The 18146-nt window shown below is 66.0% G+C and carries 29 protein-coding genes; all 29 read left to right on the top strand.

The annotated features are described in order from the left end of the window. The first annotated feature begins 645 nt into the window (after positions 1-645). Positions 646-1554 (top strand): ParB N-terminal domain-containing protein, encoded by a 909-nt coding sequence (locus IT472_RS09015; protein WP_297181045.1) that lies wholly within the window; start codon positions 646-648, stop codon positions 1552-1554. Further along, complete coding sequence (locus IT472_RS09010; protein WP_297181043.1) at positions 1551-1808, top strand: hypothetical protein; 258 nt, start codon at positions 1551-1553, stop codon at positions 1806-1808. The genes IT472_RS09015 and IT472_RS09010 overlap by 4 nt, the downstream gene beginning before the upstream one ends. A gap of 129 nt (positions 1809-1937) precedes the next feature. Continuing rightward, positions 1938-2129, top strand: a complete 192-nt coding sequence (locus IT472_RS09005; protein WP_297181041.1) for a hypothetical protein — start codon at positions 1938-1940, stop codon at positions 2127-2129. Next, entirely contained in the window at positions 2126-4102 is a 1977-nt protein-coding gene (locus IT472_RS09000; protein ID WP_297181039.1) for a transposase domain-containing protein, read from the top strand. The genes IT472_RS09005 and IT472_RS09000 overlap by 4 nt, the downstream gene beginning before the upstream one ends. A 21-nt stretch (positions 4103-4123) precedes the next feature. Beyond that, positions 4124-5110 carry an AAA family ATPase gene (locus IT472_RS08995; protein WP_297181037.1) on the top strand — a complete coding sequence of 329 codons (987 nt, stop codon included), beginning with the start codon at positions 4124-4126 and terminating at the stop codon, positions 5108-5110. A gap of 42 nt (positions 5111-5152) precedes the next feature. After that, on the top strand, positions 5153-5830 hold the full coding sequence (locus tag IT472_RS08990) for a DUF3164 family protein (protein ID WP_297181035.1): 678 nt from the start codon (positions 5153-5155) through the stop codon (positions 5828-5830). Next, complete coding sequence (locus IT472_RS08985; RefSeq protein WP_297181033.1) at positions 5830-6054, top strand: hypothetical protein; 225 nt, start codon at positions 5830-5832, stop codon at positions 6052-6054. Before IT472_RS08990 ends, IT472_RS08985 begins: the two co-directional genes overlap by 1 nt. A 274-nt stretch (positions 6055-6328) precedes the next feature. Continuing rightward, a complete protein-coding gene (locus IT472_RS08980; protein ID WP_297181030.1) occupies positions 6329-6598 on the top strand; it encodes a hypothetical protein in 270 nt (89 codons plus the stop codon). Further along, positions 6595-6828, top strand: coding sequence for a hypothetical protein (locus IT472_RS08975; RefSeq protein WP_297181029.1), 234 nt, complete (start codon positions 6595-6597; stop codon positions 6826-6828). The genes IT472_RS08980 and IT472_RS08975 overlap by 4 nt, the downstream gene beginning before the upstream one ends. Continuing rightward, the gene (locus IT472_RS08970; protein ID WP_297181027.1) at positions 6825-7127 is read left to right on the top strand and encodes a hypothetical protein; all 303 of its coding nucleotides are present in this window, start codon (positions 6825-6827) and stop codon (positions 7125-7127) included. The genes IT472_RS08975 and IT472_RS08970 overlap by 4 nt, the downstream gene beginning before the upstream one ends. Next, positions 7124-7381 carry a phosphopantetheine-binding protein gene (locus IT472_RS08965; protein ID WP_297181025.1) on the top strand — a complete coding sequence of 86 codons (258 nt, stop codon included), beginning with the start codon at positions 7124-7126 and terminating at the stop codon, positions 7379-7381. The genes IT472_RS08970 and IT472_RS08965 overlap by 4 nt, the downstream gene beginning before the upstream one ends. Further along, entirely contained in the window at positions 7378-7632 is a 255-nt protein-coding gene (locus tag IT472_RS08960; protein WP_297181023.1) for a hypothetical protein, read from the top strand. The genes IT472_RS08965 and IT472_RS08960 overlap by 4 nt, the downstream gene beginning before the upstream one ends. After that, positions 7629-8318, top strand: coding sequence for a DUF2786 domain-containing protein (locus tag IT472_RS08955; protein WP_297181020.1), 690 nt, complete (start codon positions 7629-7631; stop codon positions 8316-8318). The genes IT472_RS08960 and IT472_RS08955 overlap by 4 nt, the downstream gene beginning before the upstream one ends. Continuing rightward, positions 8315-8506, top strand: a complete 192-nt coding sequence (locus IT472_RS08950) for a hypothetical protein (RefSeq protein ID WP_297181017.1) — start codon at positions 8315-8317, stop codon at positions 8504-8506. Before IT472_RS08955 ends, IT472_RS08950 begins: the two co-directional genes overlap by 4 nt. Next, entirely contained in the window at positions 8503-8850 is a 348-nt protein-coding gene (locus tag IT472_RS08945; RefSeq protein WP_297181016.1) for a hypothetical protein, read from the top strand. Before IT472_RS08950 ends, IT472_RS08945 begins: the two co-directional genes overlap by 4 nt. Further along, a complete protein-coding gene (locus IT472_RS08940; protein ID WP_297181014.1) occupies positions 8847-9410 on the top strand; it encodes a regulatory protein GemA in 564 nt (187 codons plus the stop codon). Before IT472_RS08945 ends, IT472_RS08940 begins: the two co-directional genes overlap by 4 nt. A gap of 41 nt (positions 9411-9451) precedes the next feature. Next, positions 9452-9631 carry a hypothetical protein gene (locus tag IT472_RS08935; protein ID WP_297181012.1) on the top strand — a complete coding sequence of 60 codons (180 nt, stop codon included), beginning with the start codon at positions 9452-9454 and terminating at the stop codon, positions 9629-9631. A gap of 11 nt (positions 9632-9642) precedes the next feature. Beyond that, a complete protein-coding gene (locus tag IT472_RS08930) occupies positions 9643-9891 on the top strand; it encodes a hypothetical protein (RefSeq protein ID WP_297181010.1) in 249 nt (82 codons plus the stop codon). Next, entirely contained in the window at positions 9888-10277 is a 390-nt protein-coding gene (locus IT472_RS08925) for a hypothetical protein (RefSeq protein WP_297181009.1), read from the top strand. Before IT472_RS08930 ends, IT472_RS08925 begins: the two co-directional genes overlap by 4 nt. Before the next feature lie 118 nt (positions 10278-10395). Beyond that, entirely contained in the window at positions 10396-11046 is a 651-nt protein-coding gene (locus IT472_RS08920) for a TIGR02594 family protein (protein WP_297181007.1), read from the top strand. Positions 11047-11049: 3 nt separating this feature from the next. Then, positions 11050-11628: a hypothetical protein gene (locus IT472_RS08915; protein ID WP_297181005.1), complete on the top strand. Its 579-nt coding sequence runs from the start codon at positions 11050-11052 to the stop codon at positions 11626-11628. Then, on the top strand, positions 11612-11818 hold the full coding sequence (locus IT472_RS08910; protein WP_297181003.1) for a hypothetical protein: 207 nt from the start codon (positions 11612-11614) through the stop codon (positions 11816-11818). Before IT472_RS08915 ends, IT472_RS08910 begins: the two co-directional genes overlap by 17 nt. Before the next feature lie 13 nt (positions 11819-11831). Continuing rightward, positions 11832-12101, top strand: a complete 270-nt coding sequence (locus tag IT472_RS08905; protein WP_297181000.1) for a hypothetical protein — start codon at positions 11832-11834, stop codon at positions 12099-12101. A gap of 132 nt (positions 12102-12233) precedes the next feature. Then, positions 12234-12653 (top strand): DUF2730 family protein, encoded by a 420-nt coding sequence (locus IT472_RS08895; RefSeq protein WP_297180997.1) that lies wholly within the window; start codon positions 12234-12236, stop codon positions 12651-12653. Next, positions 12650-12964: a hypothetical protein gene (locus IT472_RS08890; protein ID WP_297180994.1), complete on the top strand. Its 315-nt coding sequence runs from the start codon at positions 12650-12652 to the stop codon at positions 12962-12964. Before IT472_RS08895 ends, IT472_RS08890 begins: the two co-directional genes overlap by 4 nt. Continuing rightward, entirely contained in the window at positions 12909-13604 is a 696-nt protein-coding gene (locus tag IT472_RS08885; RefSeq protein WP_297180992.1) for a phage protein Gp27 family protein, read from the top strand. Before IT472_RS08890 ends, IT472_RS08885 begins: the two co-directional genes overlap by 56 nt. Next, positions 13604-15091, top strand: coding sequence for a terminase family protein (locus IT472_RS08880; protein WP_297180990.1), 1488 nt, complete (start codon positions 13604-13606; stop codon positions 15089-15091). The genes IT472_RS08885 and IT472_RS08880 overlap by 1 nt, the downstream gene beginning before the upstream one ends. Before the next feature lie 2 nt (positions 15092-15093). Continuing rightward, positions 15094-16701: a DUF935 domain-containing protein gene (locus IT472_RS08875; protein WP_297180988.1), complete on the top strand. Its 1608-nt coding sequence runs from the start codon at positions 15094-15096 to the stop codon at positions 16699-16701. Between the two features lie 128 nt (positions 16702-16829). Next, positions 16830-18080: a phage minor head protein gene (locus tag IT472_RS08870; protein WP_297180986.1), complete on the top strand. Its 1251-nt coding sequence runs from the start codon at positions 16830-16832 to the stop codon at positions 18078-18080. Positions 18081-18146: the final 66 nt, after the last annotated feature.

Raw genomic sequence — 18146 nt, 5'->3', positions numbered from 1 at the left:
TCGATCCCGAACATCTGATCCTTTCCCGTGCTGTCCCGATTCGTGGACAAACAGCTACCGCAAATGCGGAGCGTGCGCACGGCGAAAATGCGGAGGCCGCGTGATGCTGACGCGCGCCATCCGTATTGCCAATGCCGCGCGTCGGGCCGCGCTTAGCGCAGCATGGCCAGCAGATCGTCTGTTGACGGGCCTGGTGGATTTTGAAGAAACTGCTCTGAAACGTATCGCAGAGCTTTGCGATACCCCATGCCTATCGCCGACTGACAGGTTTCGGCTTCGCCTATTGTGCTGGCTGACCGGAGAGCAAGAAACAGAATGCCCGCCAGATAGGCAGGCCGTATTTCTGACGGCAACGCGGACCAAGCCTGTTGGTACGCCTTTGGGGCGAGGCCGAGCATCCGCGTCAGATCATCGCGTTACGCCGCGTCGAGATGCGCGAGGCCAGCAAGCGGCCCATCTGCGCGAATTAGAGCAACGGCTGTTCGACGCGTCGCCCTGTCCGCATTGTGGAGCGCCTCTTCGGCAATCGCCCGAAACGCATGCTGATAATGGCCCAGGCTCATTCCCGCCTCCTGTTGCTTGTGACGAGAGCAGGATGACCGAAGCGCCCGGGGCGTCAAGCTCCGGGCGTGGAGGGGCCGCGTGATGGCCAGCAAAAGCAGCACCCCTGACACTGCCGAAGCCACAGCCCCCGACGTTGTCGGCCAGATCATCCTGCTGCGCCCCGACGAGATCGAAGCGGGCGAGCGGCTGCGGCCCGTCGACCCGGTGTGGGCAGAAGCGCTGGCCGGTATCCTGAAGGCCGAGGGGCAGAGGACGCCGATCGAAGTGTGCCGCCTGCCCGGAAAGTCACGCTACACACTTGTCACCGGCGCACACCGCCATGCCGCCGCAGCGAAAGCGGGGCTGTGGCTACGGGCGGAGGTCGTCACCAATGATGCCGCCGAACGGCGGCTGCGCGAGATCAGCGAGAATATGCATCGGCGCGACCTCGCGCCGCTCGACCGTGCAGCGATGCTGGCCGAGCTGGTCGCGGTGCACAAGGTGCGGGCGGGCCTCGACCCCAATGCCGACGGACGCACTGCATCTGTCAATGCGCGGTGGCAAAAAGCCCTGCAAAATGAGGCGGTTGATACAAACGACACGATGACGTTTGTATACGGCTGGTCGGAGCAAGTGGCCGACGAGCTGGGCTTCTCCAAGCGCACGATTGAGCGCGACCTCCTCCTCCATCGCCGCCTGCCCGCCATGGGCGTGGCGCAATTGCGCGAGGTCGCCCACCCGATCCTGAACAACGCGGCGCAGCTGCGCGCGCTGGCCAAGCTGGACGACGGCACGCAGCGCAAGGTGATCCGTCGGCTGGCCGACGGCGCGCGGACCATCGCCGAGGCGATCGACGCAAAGACCGCCCAGCCTGCCGACGCCAAAAGGTTGTCGGCGTTCATCGGCGCGTTCGGGCGCATGAGCCTGTCCGAAAAGAAGGGCGCGCTGGCCCAGTTGGCCGGCATGCTGCCCGCGGGCTGGTCGCTGACGGGACCGGAGGCGGGCCAATGAACAGCCGTCAACTCACCTACCGCATACGCATGTTGCCCGAGCAGCTGGCCCGCGCCCGCGCCCGCGTGCTGATGCTCGAACACGAGGCAGAGCGGCTCGGCTTCCACGACCTTCTCTCACCCCAGTTTCCGGCCAGCCCCCACGGCCGGAACGGCGCGGCGGATGCACCCACATCCCCCAAGGCCCTGTGTCCGCCGCGCCACCCGACACTTGCCACCCAATCCGACGACAAGGCCAACGCAGGAGAAGCATGAGATGGTCCACTGTCTGATCGAGGCCGCGTTCGGCGCCATCGGTATCGCTGCCCTCGGGTCTATCATCCGCGACCTGACGCGGTCGGTCCGTTGAGCAACGTCGTGCCTGGACCCAACTGGCTTGCCCCCGTGCGCGTCGACCGCCTGTTGCTCGCGATCGACACGGCCGACGAAAGCCGCCTGCTGCGAGACGCCGGCTTCACGGATGACGAGATTGCCCGATTGACCACATTGGGTCGGTCAATGCGGATTGGCCCGCTCTCCGCCGCGCGTGAGATTGTGCGCTGTTCACTCGCCGTCATGGAGGGCGAGTTTTCATGAGCGGGGATTGGTTCACCGCAGCCGAGTTGGCGGAATTGAAGCTCTCGGGCCTGTCGGGCGCGAAGCGCAAGATCAATGCGCTGGCGGACGAGGGGAATTGGGCGGTCGCATGCGGCCCGAATGGCGAACCGCTGGCGCGGCGGCGCGTCGGGCGCGGCGGCGGGTATGAATATCATGTGAGCCTGTTGCCTGCCGCAGCGCGCGCCGACCTTGCGCGACGTGGCCACGAGGTCGAGCCGGCGGCAGACGGTGGCCAGCCGGGCGACGCCGACAGCGGGCTTTGGCACTGGTTTGCCCAGCAGTCGGACGCGGTCAAAGGCGAAGCGAAGCGGCGCGTTGCCATCCTCGACCGGGTCGACGCGTTTGTCGATGCCGGTATGTCCGCCTCCACCGCAGTGCTGGCTGTTGCCGAAGCTGAAGCGGTCGCGTCATCGACCATCTGGAACTGGCGCAAGCTGGCCCACGGCGTCACCGCTGCGGACCGGCTGCCCGCGCTGGCCCCGCGCCGTCAAGGCGGCGGACGCGAGTTGGAGATCGATGCCGAGCTGTGGCGCGAGCTGCTGTCGGACTATCTGCGCCTGTCGCAACCGCGCTGGTCTGAATGTTGTCGCCGGATCGAGACGATCGCCAAAGCGCGCGGCCTTGCCGTGCCGCACTGGCGGACGCTGTGGCGCAAATTCGAGCGCGAAGTGCCCGCCCCCGTCGTGATCCTGCGGCGCAAGGGTGACGAGGCGCTGCGGCGCGCGATGCCAGCACAGACGCGGTCGGTGGCCGATCTTCACGCCATGGAGCTGGTCAACATCGACGGGCACACCTGCGACGTGTTCGTCAATTGGGGCAACGACCCCAAGGGCAACCCGATCATCGCCCGCCCGACGCTGATTGCCATCCAGGACGTCTATTCGCGCAAGTTCCTCGCGTGGCGCATCGCACGCAGCGAGGACATGGTGACCGCGCGCATGGTGTTCGCGGACCTGTTCCGCAGCTGGGGCATCCCCAAGGGGCTGCTCGCCGACAATGGTCGCGCTTTCGCCTCCAAGTGGCTGACGGGCGGGGCAGCGACGCGCTTCCGCTTCAAGGTGCGCGAGGAGGACCCGGTCGGCCTGCTCACGGCGCTGGGCATCAACATCCACTGGGCCAAGCCCTATCGCGGGCAGTCGAAGCCGATTGAACGCGGCTTCCGCGACCTCGCCAGCGCCATCGCCAAGCACCCTGCGTTCGAGGGCGCCTACACAGGCAACAACCCGCTCGCCAAGCCCGACAATTATGCCAGTCGCGCGGTCGATCTCGACGCCTTTCTGGCTGTGTGGAACGCGGGCATGGAGGCGCACAATAATCAGGCGAACCGCCGCAGCGAGATGGCGCGCGGTGCCCTGTCCTTCGATCAGGTGTTCGCCGCCAGCTATGCGATCGCGCCAATCGGCAAGGCGACCGACGAGCAGCTGCGCATGGCTCTGCTGGCATCGGACCAGCTGACCGCCGACCGGCGCACGGGCGCCATCCGCCTCGGCGGTAACAGCTACTGGTCTGACGAGCTGATCGAGCTGGCGGGGCAGGGCGTCGTCGTGCGCTTTGATCCCGAAAACCTGACGCTGCCGCTGCATGTCCACGACAAGCAAGGCCGCTTCCTGTGCATGGCGCCGCTGCATGAGGCGACAGGTTTCCTCGACATGGCGGCCGCAAAGGAACGCCAGCGAAAGGAACGGCGCTGGAAGAAGGCCGCGAAAGAGGCGGCGCACGCGCTCGACCTCCTCAGCGCCGCCGAGCTGGTCCAGCGGCTGCCCGACCACGACACGCCCGAACCGACGCCGCGCCCGCGTGTCGTCCGCGCCATCCAGACGCGCGGCAATGCGGCTGTCGCCATCACCGAAACACCTGACCCGTCCGCCAGCGGACCCCAGCCTCGTGCGCAGGACACCAGCATAGACCGCATCGCCCGCATCGCCGCCACGCATCTGCGGGCGGTCGACTGACGTCGAACAGGAGAGAGCCAAGTGAACGACCCCAAGGACATGCCGATCGACGTTGCCGAAGTCCGCGCGTGGATGGCCGCGCACAAGGATATGACCGGCGCGAGCTGGAAGGCGATCGCCGACGCGAGCGGCATCAAGCAGGGGACGCTCTCTGCCTGGATTTACGAGAGCTATCAGGGCAACGCCGAGAATGTCGCGCGGCTGGTGATCAAATATCGCCAGCTGGTCGAGAGCCAGCGCGAACAGGCCGCAGCCGAACAGAAGGCGGGCCTGCGTGCCGAGCCGCCCTATCTCGAAACGCCGACGGCATTGCGGGTGCGCGCGCTGCTGACCATTGCACATCGCGGCGCAATGACACTGGCGGCGATGGGTCCGGGCACGAGCAAGACAGCAACGGCGCTCAATTATTCGGCCTGCATCGCCAATGTGCTGATGATCACGATCCGCCCGACGAAGAACAGCGTCGCGGCAATGGTCGCCGACGTCGTGCGGGCGATGGGTGGCAAAGCCGGGTCAGGCTGGGTGCGGCAATTGTCCGACCAGGTGATCGACCATGTCCGCGGCCGCAACATGCTGCTGATCGTCGACGAAGCGAACCATCTGGAAACCGCCGCGCTCGAAGAGCTGCGCGCATGGCATGACATCGCCGGTCTTGGCATCTGCCTGCTCGGCAATGAGGAGCTGCTTGCGCGCATCCGCAGCGGCGGACATTCGCGCCACGCCTTTGCGCGTCTCAACAGCCGCATCGCCATGAGCCACATTCAGGACCTGCCTCAGGACGAGGACGTCGACATGTATCTCGACGGCTGGGGCATCGCCAATGCCGAGCAGCGCGACCGGCTGCGGCGCATTGCGATGACGCCCGGCGCAGGCGGGCTGCGCGAGATCAAGCAGATCGTCTCCCACGCATCGATGCTGGCGCTCGACGACGGCGTTGCGCTGGCGCTCACGCACATCCGCGAAGCGATGGGCACCCGCGCGACCAGCCGCCTGCGGATCGTGAGCTGAGCCGCGGCTCCACCCATTCCCCCAAGAGCAAAGGAAACGACCATGACAGACGACATTGACACCAGCGGCTATGCCGATGACGGCATCACGCTGACACAGCCGGGCGCGATCGACGTTAACGGCCAGCCCTATATGCGCGACGCCAAGGGCAGCCTTGTGCCGCTCGAAGCGGTCAAGCCGACCGACCTCCTCATGGATGAGACGGTGCGCAAGATCGTCGATTTTGCGCGCGACCTGTCGGACCAGATCGCCCGCTTCCGCGGCCACACGTTCGAGGACGTCAACGCATTCCAGGCGCTGATCGCGCAGGAATATGGCGCCAGCGTCGGCGGCGCCAAGGGCAATATCACGCTCACCACATTCGACGGGCTGCAGAAGGTCCAGGTGCAGGTCGCCGACCTGATCGAGTTCGGGCCGGAGCTGCAGGCGGCGAAGGGCATCATCGACGAGTGCCTGACTGAATGGGCGTCGGACAGCCGCACCGAGCTGCGCGCGCTCGTCAACCGGGTGTTCTCGGTCGACAAGACCGGCCAGATCAACCGGGCCGAGCTGTTCATGCTGCTGCGCGTCGAGATCGACGATCAGCGCTGGCAGCAGGCGATGGCGGCGATCCGCGACAGCATCCGCATCATTGGATCGAAGACCTATGTCCGCTTCTATGAGCGCGATGCGGCCGATGCGAAGTGGCGCGCCATCACCATCGATCTGGCGGCCGCGTGATGGGCGCGCCCTTCCCGCCGCAACCGCTGGCAAAATGGACAGTGTCACCGGCTGACGATCTGGACGGCATGCGGCTGGTGACCCTCACGCTTGAGGGTGGCAACGGAACGCCGCGCTTCGCCGTCGAATTCTCGGGTGCCGAAGCAGAGCGGCTCGGCCACACCCTGCTGTCTGCCGCCACGGATCCCGAACTTCGGGTCCGCCACATGGCGTCCGTCGACTGATGGCGCGCCGTGTTGCCCTGTCGCTGGTGCTGGCGAGCGGCCTCGTGCCGTCGCCGGACCCCGTGCCGAGCTATGGTGCGCGCGCACGCTCCGACCGGCCAGCGCCGCCGCTCTATCATCCCGGCGAGGTCAACCACTGCCCGACCTGCGGCCAGACAGGTTGGCTGGTCGGTCGTGTGACGGCCGAGTGCAATGGGTGCGGCATGCCGCTTGCCGTCGCCCCGAGGGCCAGCCCCCGCCCGACACCCTGACATCATTGGAAAGGCCCCCATCCATGACCATCCACATCGACACGCTCGACGCCGGCCACATCGGGCTGCGCCTGCAGCTCGCCAACGGCTGGACCGTCACCATCCCGATCCCGGCGGAGGGGGAGGGGATCATGCCCCGCTGCTGGGCCAGCCACGACCATCATCCGCGCCCCGGCATCCTCAAGGCCTCGGCTGCGGATCCGATGACCGGCGACGAGCTGGTCGAGTTCATTGCGACCGTCGCTACCAACCCGCGCGTTGTGCAGCGGGCAGAGCAGGGAGAGGCGGCATGAAATTCCGTATCGATCTGCTTGGCGAGCTCCGCAACATCGCTGACCTGCTGGAAACAGGAAATGCAAAGGACCTCAAATTCTATCGCAAAATGTATGCCTTTGCTCTCCGTGAGGCGGCAGCGAACATCGAGGCATTGTTCCGCAATCGCGACCTCCTTGACCAGTTCGCCGATGTTTATTGTCTGACCCCCGACGATCTGGGTGCCGCCTCGACAGGGGCGCCGCAATGACCAACTCACCCCCTCGCAACGTCCTCGAGGTCGCCGATCTGGTCGAGCGGCTGATCGAGGAGGCTGACCAGAAGGTCGGCAAATACCACGACGCGCCGGACACCTGGCACGCTCGCCACAATCGCGCGATGGTCGACATCGCCGATCAACTGACCGGTGGTTACGCCGCCATTATCCGTCCCAGCTGGGACGGTGCACGGGTCAGGATGCTGGGCATTGCCGCCAGCAGCACATCGGGCGTGCGGCAGGCTCTGCGCAACTGGGTTGCTGCCGCCCGGCGGCGGGAGGGCGGGCAATGACCGCCGCTGCCATCATCGCGCTGGTCGTGTGCAGCGTCATCAACCGCACGCTCGGGATGCGGGTGACCGAAGTTCTGCCGCACCACAGCCTCGCCGACGATCTGGCGGTCGAAAGCATCGATCTCGTCACGATCGCCATGGAGGTCGAGGATCTGTTCGGCATCGAGGTGACCGACGACGAGGTCCCGGCCCTCGCCACCGTGGCCGACTGGATCGCGCTCGTCGAGCGCAAGACGGCGGAGCGCATCGCATGAGCGCGCGGCGGCGGAAGGGCGATGCCCACGGCCTGACCGCGCGCGAGGCCGAGGTGATGGACCGGTTCGACGGCGGTGAGGCTTGCACGGCGATCGCACGCAAGATGGGCTTGCCGCTGATCGACGTGAGCAAGATCGTCGGCCGCTATTACGAGGGCGACGAAACACGGCTCGCCCATGCCGCCATCGCCGACGCCAGCAATAGGCTTGGTGCCGCCATAACGGCGATGCTCCGGAGTGCGCCGGCATGACGCGCGCAGAGGTTCTCGCCAAAATCCGCAAGTGCCTCGCGCTGGCGGCCAGCGCGAACGAGCATGAGGCGGCGGCCGCGCTCGCCAAAGCGCGCGAGCTGATGGACGCCCATGGCGTTTCGGAGAGCGACGTTGCCCTGGCCTATGTGGTCGAGGAGCGGGTGCGTCGCGCCACCGCTGCCCAACGACCGCCCCAGTGGGAGGTCAACCTGATCCACGTCATCTGCGGCACATTCGGCGTTGCGCCGATGCTGGCCGGCCCAGAGGTGGTCTTCGCCGGTACCGGCGCAGCGCCGACAGTCGCCACCTACGCCTTCGCCATGGTCCGGCGCATCCTCTCGGGCAAACGCAAGGCCTATATCGCGACCGAACTGCGCCGCTGCAAACTGGCGACCAAACGCGCCCGGGCGGACCATTATTGTCGCGGCTTTGTGCGCGGCATCGAAATCGAAATGGCGACGCTGATGTCTGGGCCACTGCAGTGCCCGCTGGGCGAGCAATGGCTGGCAGAAAAATACAACGGGGTGACCGTGCGAGCACGCGCTCCAGCGGCCACACGCTCCAGCCGCATTCACAACGACTTTATGACGGGTTTCGACGCTGGGTCAGAGGTGAAGCTGCATCAGGGGCTGGGAGGCCGCCCAGCACCCGAACCGTCGCTGCTGGAACAGGGAGGCGCGGCATGAAGCCGAACCCTGGGCATTTGCCCGACGACGCGATCGGCAAGCGCGTGATCGTCGGGCTGCGCAACGGCAGCGTCTGCGGCCGGGTGCCGGTCACTGCGACAGCGCCGCTCGGGTGGGACGCCAAGCAGGCCCGATGGTCGCTGACCGGCCAGCCCCACGACATTGCTCAATATGAGGTGATCCCATGACACCCAAACAGCTCGAGCTGCTGCGCTTCATCCGGACCTTCATCGATGGACAGGGGTATCCGCCCACCTTCCTCGAAATGGCCACTGCGCTCGACCGCAAGAGCCGCGGCAGCCTGCACACCACATGCAGACTGCTGATCGAGCAAGGCCATCTGGCACCGACGCTGGGCAGTCATCGGCAACGCAATCTGGAACTGACGGCGAAGGGGCGCGCGGCCACAGATGATGTCCCGGTCCCGGATGCTGCGCTTCGGCGCGTCGGCACGGTCGTGCTGGTCGACGAGCTGCGGCGGCGCGGGTGCGGCCCGTCTGTCTTTGGCGATGTGCCGGCGAGGGCGTCATGAGCGCATTGAAGATGATGCATGTCGCCCGCCGCGACCTGGGCCTTGACGAGGATGATTATCGCGCGGTGCTCGAACGCGTGACGGGCAAGCGCAGCGCGGCGGTGATGACCAACGGCGAGCGCCAGGCCTGCGTCGATGAGTTCAAACGGCTCGGCTTCGCTGCCACGCAGAAAGCTTCCAGGACCCGACTGGACGGCCCCTATGCGGGCAAGCTGCGCGCGCTTTGGCTGTCGGCATGGCACCTGGGCATCGCCCGCGACCGGCGCGACAGCGCGCTGACGGCCTTCGTCGAGCGGCAGACGGGCATCGCCAGCACGCGCTGGCTGCGCAACGCCTATGACGCACAAGCCGCGATCGAGGGGCTAAAGGCGTGGATCGCGCGCGAAGGCGGGGTCGAGTGGCCGGCGACCGGCGGGCCGAAAGCGCAAAAGCTGGCGGTGATCGATGCTCAAATGCAGAAGTTGGGCAGCGGCGATGTGGCCGCACTGGCCGCGACGTCGGCGACCGGACTGGATGCCATCATCGCCGATCTGGGCGCGCAGATCAGGGCCGCAGCGTGATGGGTACGCAGCGCAGCCCCCGCGAGACGCCGGCGGAGCGGATGCGCAAGCACCGCGAGGTGATGGACTATGCGCTGCGCCACGGCCTGTCGCTGCGCGACGCCGAGCGGCGCATGGCGCGAGAGCGGCATCTGGCGGCTGAAGCCAGGCTCGCCGCCCGAGCGACACCCGCATCGCCGCCCGCTGCTCCCGAACATGCGCCCTGGATGCTGAGGGACTGATGTCACTCCGCGTGACCGACCATGCGCTGATGCGCTTTGTCGAGCGGGCCAGCGATGCCACGCTGGAGGCGCTGCGTGCGCAGATCGAGACGTCGCTGACCCGGGCGGCCGAGGCGGCGGCATCGATCGGCGCTACCGACTATCTGATCGTTCGTGATGATCTGACCTATGTCGTGCGCGGTTCGGCCGTCGTGACGATCCTGACGAAGACATCGCCTGCCGATCGAGCCCATGCATTGCGTCGCGGCGGCACTGGATGAGCGGCTTTCGCAAAGGCAACGCACTAAAGGCGCACCTCCTCGCAGTGCTGGGCGAGGATCTGTTCATCCGCCTTTGCCAGGAGCTTGGCGGCACGCGCCGCTACATTGCCTCTAACCCACGCGCCGATGGCGAATTGATCGATGCTTTGGGCGACGAGGGGGCCGCGCGGCTGTCAGAGGCGTTGGCGCCGGCCACCATTCGCATCCCGCTGGCGCGGCGCGAGCGTGCCCTGTTCTATCGCGCCCAGGGCCTGTCCGACGGTCGCATAGCGCGCCGTCTCGGCATGACCGAAACAGGCGTTTCCAAATTGTTTGCCCGAGAGGGGGGCTTGCCAGCGCGTCCTGCCAACACGCATAAGGGACCCCGCCAACTGCCCCTGCTGTGATTTCCAGCCCGCCACGGCGGGCATAGATGCCGGCCCCTGCACCCGCCAATCTCACCTCGTTTCCCGAATGGGCGGCGACGCTGCAACGCGCCGCCGCCCCTTTGTCAGGCGAGGAAAGATGGCCGATTTCAATCATGGTGCGTTTGTCGCCGCTTTGCGCAATCGACGCGGTGTCATTCCTGCTGATCTCTACGCTGATCTGATGGCGGCCCTCGACGCGGGCACTGGCGCTCAGCCGGTCAGGCTGGAAGTCGCGCGCACCGAGGCGGCGGCTGCGGCCGGTACCGGTGATCCGCCTTGGCTGACTGAGGCGCGGCGCAACATGGGGCTGCGCGAAGTGCCGGGTCCGCGCCATGAAGGGCGCATCGTTGCATTCTTCAGATCGGCGTTGGCAGGCTGGTTTGCCGACGATGAAACGCCATGGTGCGGCGCGTTCGCCGCCTATTGCATGGTGCGCGCCGGTCTGCCGATCCCGCCAAAGGGTGAAGCCGTCCGGGCGTTGGCATGGGCAAAGTGGGGCGTTTCGACTGCTCCGCGCGTCGGAGCGGTCGCGGTGTTCGGCCGTCAGGGCGGCGGGCATGTCGGCTTCGTCGTCGGCGAGAGTGCGGACAATCTCTATATCCTCGGCGGAAACCAGTCGAACCAGGTCAATATCACGCCGATCGCCAAGACGCGTCTGGTCGCGCTGCGCTGGCCGTCCGGTGTGCCGCTGTCCGAAACCCGTTTGCCACCCATGCGTGGGGGCACTGTGTCCCGCAACGAGGCCTGAGCCATGGGGTTCCTGGGCTTCCTCTTTGCGCGGCGGCTGAGCTTTCAGCGGTTGGCACACTGGGCCGCTCTCGGCCTGTTCGCCGGCCTGGTCGCTTCGGTCAACATCCTGCGCGACCAGCGCGATGATGCGCGGCGTTCCGTCACGGTCGAACAGGCTGCCCATGCCCAGACGCGTGCCAACTATCGTGTTGCCGCGTCCATGGCGAGACGGTTGGCCGAGGAAAGGGCCGACCGGGTTGAACGCGCCGCCGTCCAGATCAATCAGGAGATTGCCGATGCCTATTCGCGCCGCATTGCCGCCGCTCGCTCTCGGGCTACTGCCCCTGCTGTCGTTCGCGCTGATCGGATGCGCCGCAACGCCGCGACCGGAACCGTTGGAAGTGACGCCGGCGGCGCCCGTCTGCCCGGTGTTCCCGACGCCGCCAGAGGCGCTGATGCAGCGGCCTGTGAAGCAGGACTTCCTGCCGCAGATGCCTTGATCGCGACAGAGCAAGCCATCCAGCTCGACGCGCTGATCGACTGGATAGAGGCCCAACAGCAAAGCCATAGAAGGGAATTGGACAATGAACGGGCCGAGTAAATCTTGGAGCCGAAGCCGCACAATCTGGGGCGCGGCGGGTGCCGCACTGGTTGCGCTCACGGGTACGGTCAGCGATCTTGCCGGCACCGCCGAACAGATTGAACGACTGGCGACGGTTCTGCTGTCGCTCTACGCGATATGGGGCCGAGTGCAGGCCGAACAGCGGATCGGGCCGACCGATGGGAAGTGACCGCGTCGAGCAGGTGCTGGGCCTGCTGGACCAGGCTGTTGCGGCGCTGACCTATGACAGCGTCGAAGTGCTCGATGCCAAGTCGCTCGATGTGGTCGCACGCGACGAGCAGGTGCCGCTTCAACAGCGCAGCATCGGCCAGGACCTGGCGCAGATGGAACGCTGGCTCGGCATCGAAGCGCGGGACCGCACCATGTTGAGCGCGATCGCCGCATCAATCCGTATTGCCCTGTCGGCGGTCGACGAAGCCCGCATGTTGATCAGGTCCGACGGCGCGCGATGATGCAAGGATCGGAAAGACTGCTGGAGGCGGCCGAGCACAGCGTGGCGCTGGAGCGGGATGCGCGTCTGGCCGCGATCCGGGCAAACCTGCGCGAGCAGGGCGAAGATGTGTGCGTCACCTGTGACGAGCCGATTGAAGCAGAGCGCCGTGCGGCCATGCCGTCTGCCGCGCGCTGTGTCGAATGCCAACGAGCATATGAAAGGATGCAGCAACGTGCCCGGAACGATTAACGAATGGCTGGCGGCTGCCGCCCTGATTTTCAGCCTGCTCAACACATTGTGGATGTGGATCAGCAGGCCGGCGCGCGACGTCGGCGACAGGCTCCAGACCCTCAAGAGCGAAGGCGACCTCCGCTGGACCCAGACCATGGATAATCTGAAGGAGCATGATCGCCGGATCCAGCGTGTCGAGGATGGCGTGCAGCATCTGCCGACCAAGGATGATCTCCACGAGGTTGCCGACCAGGTCACACGGCTGGGCACGGAACTGGAGGGCATCAGCCGGGTCGTCACGCGGATCGATGACTTTCTGCGTCAGGGAGGCAAACGGTGAGCGGCTATGAAGAGCGGTGCCGGGCTGACGCGCGCCTGGCAATCCTGGCGGAGCTGGCGCGGCAGAGCGATGCGACGCTCAGCAGCCGCTCGCTCGCGCCGTTCATCGAACAGATCGTGCCGCGCCGTCCGAGCGAGTGGCTGGATGCGCAATTGGTCTGGCTGGCCGAGATGGGGGCCGTCAACATCAGCCGGTCGAGCATCGCTGGCCTTGGCAATGTCATCATCGCCACGTTGACAGCAATGGGCCGCAACCATGTCGAACGGCGTGCGCCCATTCCGGGAGTGTCAATGCCGGTCGACGAGGCCTGACATGGCCGGGACTGGCAATGACGCCGTCGGGCAGGAGCCCCGGGCGCGGCGCGAGGGCCGCGGACGGTTGTCGTCGATCGACATGCTGCCCGACGAATGCGACCCCGACATCAGCTGGGCCATCGAAGCGCTTGAACTGCGGGAAATGCCGCAGACCGAGATCCTGCGCGAATTCAACGCGCGGCTTGCCGACCGGGGGGTCCGGGGCGTCAGCAAGGGCGCGTTCAGCCGCTGGTCGCTGCGCAGGGCACAGGAATTGAAGCGGCAAGCCGGCGCGCGGATGCTGATGAACATCGTGAGCGAGCGGGTCGGACCCGCGGATCGCAGCTCGGAGATGATCGCCGCGATCGAACTGGTCAAATACCGCATCCTCGAAACCCTGACAGCAACCGGCGAACCCGACATCAAGCTGCTGACCAATGCAGCGCTGGCGCTGAACCGGCTCAGCAATATTGGCGCGCGCGAAGCCGAGGTGACGAGGCGCGAACGCCAGGAACAGCGCGAAGAGAAGGACCGCGAGGCCGAGCGGGCCAAGGCTGATGCCGCAAAGGCTGCCGAAGCCATTGCAGAGGCCGGGCGCACCGGCGTGCTGACACCTGAAACGCTGCAGGAGATCAGTCGACGTCTGGGTGCGGTGTGATGGACAAGGACCCTTCGGTTGCCCACTCAGCCAAGGTCGGCGGCAATGCGCGCATTGTCCCGAACGATCCGAACGCCATTTTCCTACCCTACCAGGCCCGCTGGATTGCTGACACCAGCCGGCTGAAGCTGATGCGCAAATCACGCCAGATCGGCATCAGCTGGTCGACTGCCTATGCCGCAGTGGCGCGCACCGGGGTCGACGGCGCGCGCCACGATCAATGGGTGTCGTCGCGCGATGACATCCAAGCACGGCTGTTCCTGGAGGATTGCAAGCTGTTTTCCGGGATCCTCGACCTTGCCGCGCGCGACCTGGGCGAGCAGCTGATCGATCCGAAGGAGAAGCAATCAGCTTATGTCCTGAAGTTCGCCAGTGGCCGGCGCATCCTGTCGATGAGCTCCAACCCTGATGCGCAGGCCGGCAAGAGGGGCGGGCGCATCCTCGACGAGTTCGCGCTGCACCCCGACCCGCGCAAACTTTGGGCGATCACCTATCCCGGCATCACCTGGGGCGGCCAGCTTGAGGTGATCTCCACATATCGCGGCACGAAGAATTATTTCAACACGCTGGTCGTCGAGGTGCTCGAACAGGGCAATCCCAAAAAGATGAGCCTGCACACGGTCACGCTACAGGATGCCCTCGACGACGGGTTTTTGTGGAAATTGCAGCGGTCCCTTCCTGCCGACGACGAACGGCAGGCGATGGACGAGGCGGCCTATTTCGACTGGGTCAAGGCGGGATGCGCCGACGAGGAGAGCTTCCTGCAGGAGTATATGTGCATCCCCGCCGACGACGATGTCGCATTTCTCGAATATGACCTGATCGGGGCCTGCGAATATGGAGCGGGCAGCGACTGGCAGGCTCGTGAAGGTGGCCAGCTCTATCTGGGTCTCGACATCGGCCGAAAGCACGACCTCACGGTCCTGTGGGTGGTCGAACAGCTCGGCGACGTCCTCTACACGCGCCACGTCGAGACGCTGCGCAACATGAGCAAACCCGACCAGGAGAAAATCATCTGGCCGTGGATCCAGCGCTGTGCCCGAACCTGCCTTGACTATACCGGCCTCGGCATAGGCTGGGGTGACGATGCACAGCGTAAATTCGGCACCTATGCCGTCGAGCTGGTGACCTTCACCCCCAAGGTTAAGGAGCAGCTGGCCTATCCGGTTCGTGCGCGGATGGAGGAGCGCCGCTTGCGCATCCCCTATGACAACAGCATCCGGGCGGACCTGAGGTCGGTGACCAAACAGGTGACCGCCGCGGGCAATATCCGCTTCACCGCCGAGCGAACACCGGATGGCCATGCCGACCGCTTCTGGGCGTTGGCCCTGGCCATTCATGCCGCGGGCAACGACGCGCCGGCCTATGGCTACGAACCCGTAAAACGGGGGCCGCGCGACCTGTGGAATGGCGATGATGACGAGCCGACCGGTCGCGACCCCTGGGCATCGCCGCTTGGCGCGCGCCTCAACGCAGGAGGAATTTAGACATGACCGGTTTGGTCGATCAACATGGCCGCCCGCTTCGCCCCGAGCTGCTGACCCGCGAGATCGCTGTTCCGACGCTGACCGGCGTTCGCTCGCCCCTGACTGGGTATCCTGCCGACGGGCTGACGCCCGACACGCTCGCCGACCTGTTGCGGGAAGCTGACCAGGGCGAGCCGTTGCGCTATTTCGAGCTGGCCGAGTTGATCGAGGAGCGCGACCTCCACTATGCCGGCGTGCTGGGCACCCGCAAGCGCAGCGTCGCGCAGATCGACATCACGGTCGAAGCGGCCAGCGACGATGCCGAGGACATTCGTCGCGCCGATATGGTGCGCGAGTGGCTGAAGCGAGACGAGCTGTCGGACGAGATGTTCGATATCCTCGACGCGATCGGCAAGGGGATCAGTTTTACCGAGATCCTGTGGGACCGTTCAGAAGGTCAATGGTGGCCGGCTCGCCTCGAATGGCGCGACCCGCGCTGGTTCACTTTTGACCGGCACAATTTGCGCAATCCATTGCTGCGTGGCGGCATCGATGGCGGGGCGGTGGCCGAGCCGCTGCCGCCGTTCAAGTTCATTGTCGCCCAGATCAAGGCCAAATCCGGCCTGCCGGTGCGGTCCGGCGTCGCTCGTCTTGCGGTCTGGAGCTGGATGTTCAAGGCGTTCACGCAACGCGACTGGGCCATTTTTACGCAGACCTATGGTCAGCCGGTCAGGATCGGCAAGTTCCATGGCGGCGCGACCAAGGAGGACCGGGCGACCCTGTTCCGCGCCGTCGCCAACATCGCGGGCGACTGTGCAGCCATCATCCCGAACTCGATGGAGATCGAGTTCGTCGAGGCGAAGAATGTCACAGCGGGTGCCGAACTGTATGAAAAGCGCGCCGACTGGCTCGACCGTCAGGTGTCCAAGGCTGTTCTCGGTCAGACCACCACAACCGACGCAGTATCGGGCGGGCACGCTGTGGCGCAGGAGCACCGGCAGGTTCAGGCCGACATCGAGACCGCCGACTGCAAGTCTGCCGCCGCTGTGCTCAACCGCGATCTGGTCCGCCCCTGGTTCGACCTCCAATATGGCCCGTCCAAACGCTATCCGCGCCTGATCATCGCGCGCCCGCAGAAGGAAGACCTCAAGCAGCTGACCGACAGTCTGGCGCAACTGGTGCCACTCGGCCTCAGGGTCGAGCAGAGCGAGGTCCGCGACAAGCTTGGTCTGTCCGACCCGGCAAGCGACGCCGAATTGCTCAGGTCTGCCTCGCGGGAAGCCATCAGCTCGCCGAGCCTCGCACCGGTCCCAGCGACGCAGCCGACGTCAGCGCGCCCGGCACTGCATGCGGTCGAAGCTGGTCACCATCCGGCAGAGCAATTGGCCGATGCGATGTTGCCCGACGCCGCAGCCGCGATGGAGGATGCTGCCGCCACCATCGAGACCATGCTGGATCGGGCCAGCGACCTTGGCGAGTTCCGCGCCATGATGTCGGCGGCGTTCGGTGCACTCGCCCGCGACGATCTGGGCCGGGTTCTGGCTGCCGGGCTGGCCGCCGCTCACGCGGCGGGCAGGAGTGACCTGGTCGACGAAAGCGAGGATGACGAAACAGCGGCCAACGGGGCATGACGCTGGCGAAAAAACATCGCGTCAAAATCGGCCTGCGACCGGCCGGGGCGAGTGTGTGCCCACGCTCGCCCGCCACCTGCCTTCTAAGCGGGTTCTATGCCTTCTAAATCGGCAAATCGGAGGCAGGGTTGACCCACCCATCTGCAGCTGGCCGCGTGGCGGGGCGACCGTTCACCGAGCAGGTCGCCTTTTTCCGGCGCAAGCTCGGCAATCTCGTGCCGACACGGGCGTGGGACGACATGCTCGGCGCGGCGCACGACGACGGCTTTATGGTGGCGGGGGCCATGCAGGCCGACTTGCTGGCCGATCTTGCCGCGGCGGTCGACAAGGCGATTGCCGAGGGACTGGGCATCGATGCCTTCCGCCGCGATTTTCGCGCCATCGTCGCGCGTCATGGCTGGACCGGCTGGACTGGCCAAGGGACGACCGGCGGCGAAGCGTGGCGGGTCAAAACGATCCTGCGCGCCAATGCCTATACCAGCTACTCGGCAGGTCGGCGGGCGCAGCTCGACCAGGGCGACTTTCCTTGGTGGGTCTACCGCCACGGTGGCAGCCTGGAACCGCGGCCCATCCACCTGTCATGGGATGGCATTGCGCTCGCGCCTGACCATGCCTTTTGGGCTACCCACTATCCGCCGTCGGACTGGGGCTGCAGCTGTTACGTGCTGGGCGCGCGATCCGAAGCCGGCGTCCGTCGGTTGGGCGGCGACCCCGACAAGCAGCTGCCACCCGGGTGGGATGCCATCGACCCCAAGACAGGCGCTCCGAAGGGCGTTGGCAGGGGGTGGGCCTATGCGCCCGGCGCCAGCGTCTCCCCAACAGTGCAGGCGATGGCAGGCAAGGTCGGCAGCTGGGACCATGGCGTTGCGCGCACCTTCATGGCCGGCCTGCCGGTCCAGCGGCAAGACGAGCTGTCAAGCGCTTATCGCACCTTGCCCTCAACCGCCGATGATGCGAGGCGTTTTGCCAGTGCGATTGCCGATGGAAGGATCAGTGCTGCCCAGCCGGCCATTGTCCGTTCACTCGGCATGGTACCGATCAGCCAACAGCAACAGATCTCGGCGTTGTTGGGTGGTAGAGAGATGCGGCGATCAGATTTCCGCTTAACCAGCGACTTTGTCCGGCATGCCCTTCGCCAACATGGTGACCGAGTGACCGAGCAATCGCGGGGCCAGCGGGCGATCGATACAACCGACTTTGCCCGGCTCCCCATTCTCCTGGAGAGCCCCGACCAGATCATTCCAGGCGAACGCACGGGTGCCGGAGAGGCCGCGGTGATCTATCGCAAGAGGATCGGTGATGAGGTCTTCAATGCGGTCGTCGTGATCAATCGACGGCAGCACACAGCCGCGCTGAAGACTTTCTATGTCGGCGGGTAGTTGGCGCCCCCGAGCTTTACGTCCAGAACGGGCTGCCCCTCGTGGGCAGCGCCCGATGTTGCGCCG

Origin of the sequence: Thermomonas sp. (assembly GCF_020850895.1) — a bacterium.
Lineage (GTDB): Bacteria > Pseudomonadota > Gammaproteobacteria > Xanthomonadales > Xanthomonadaceae > Thermomonas.
The sequence above is the reverse complement of the archived record's forward strand: the minus strand, read 5'-3'. Positions and strand labels throughout refer to the sequence as shown.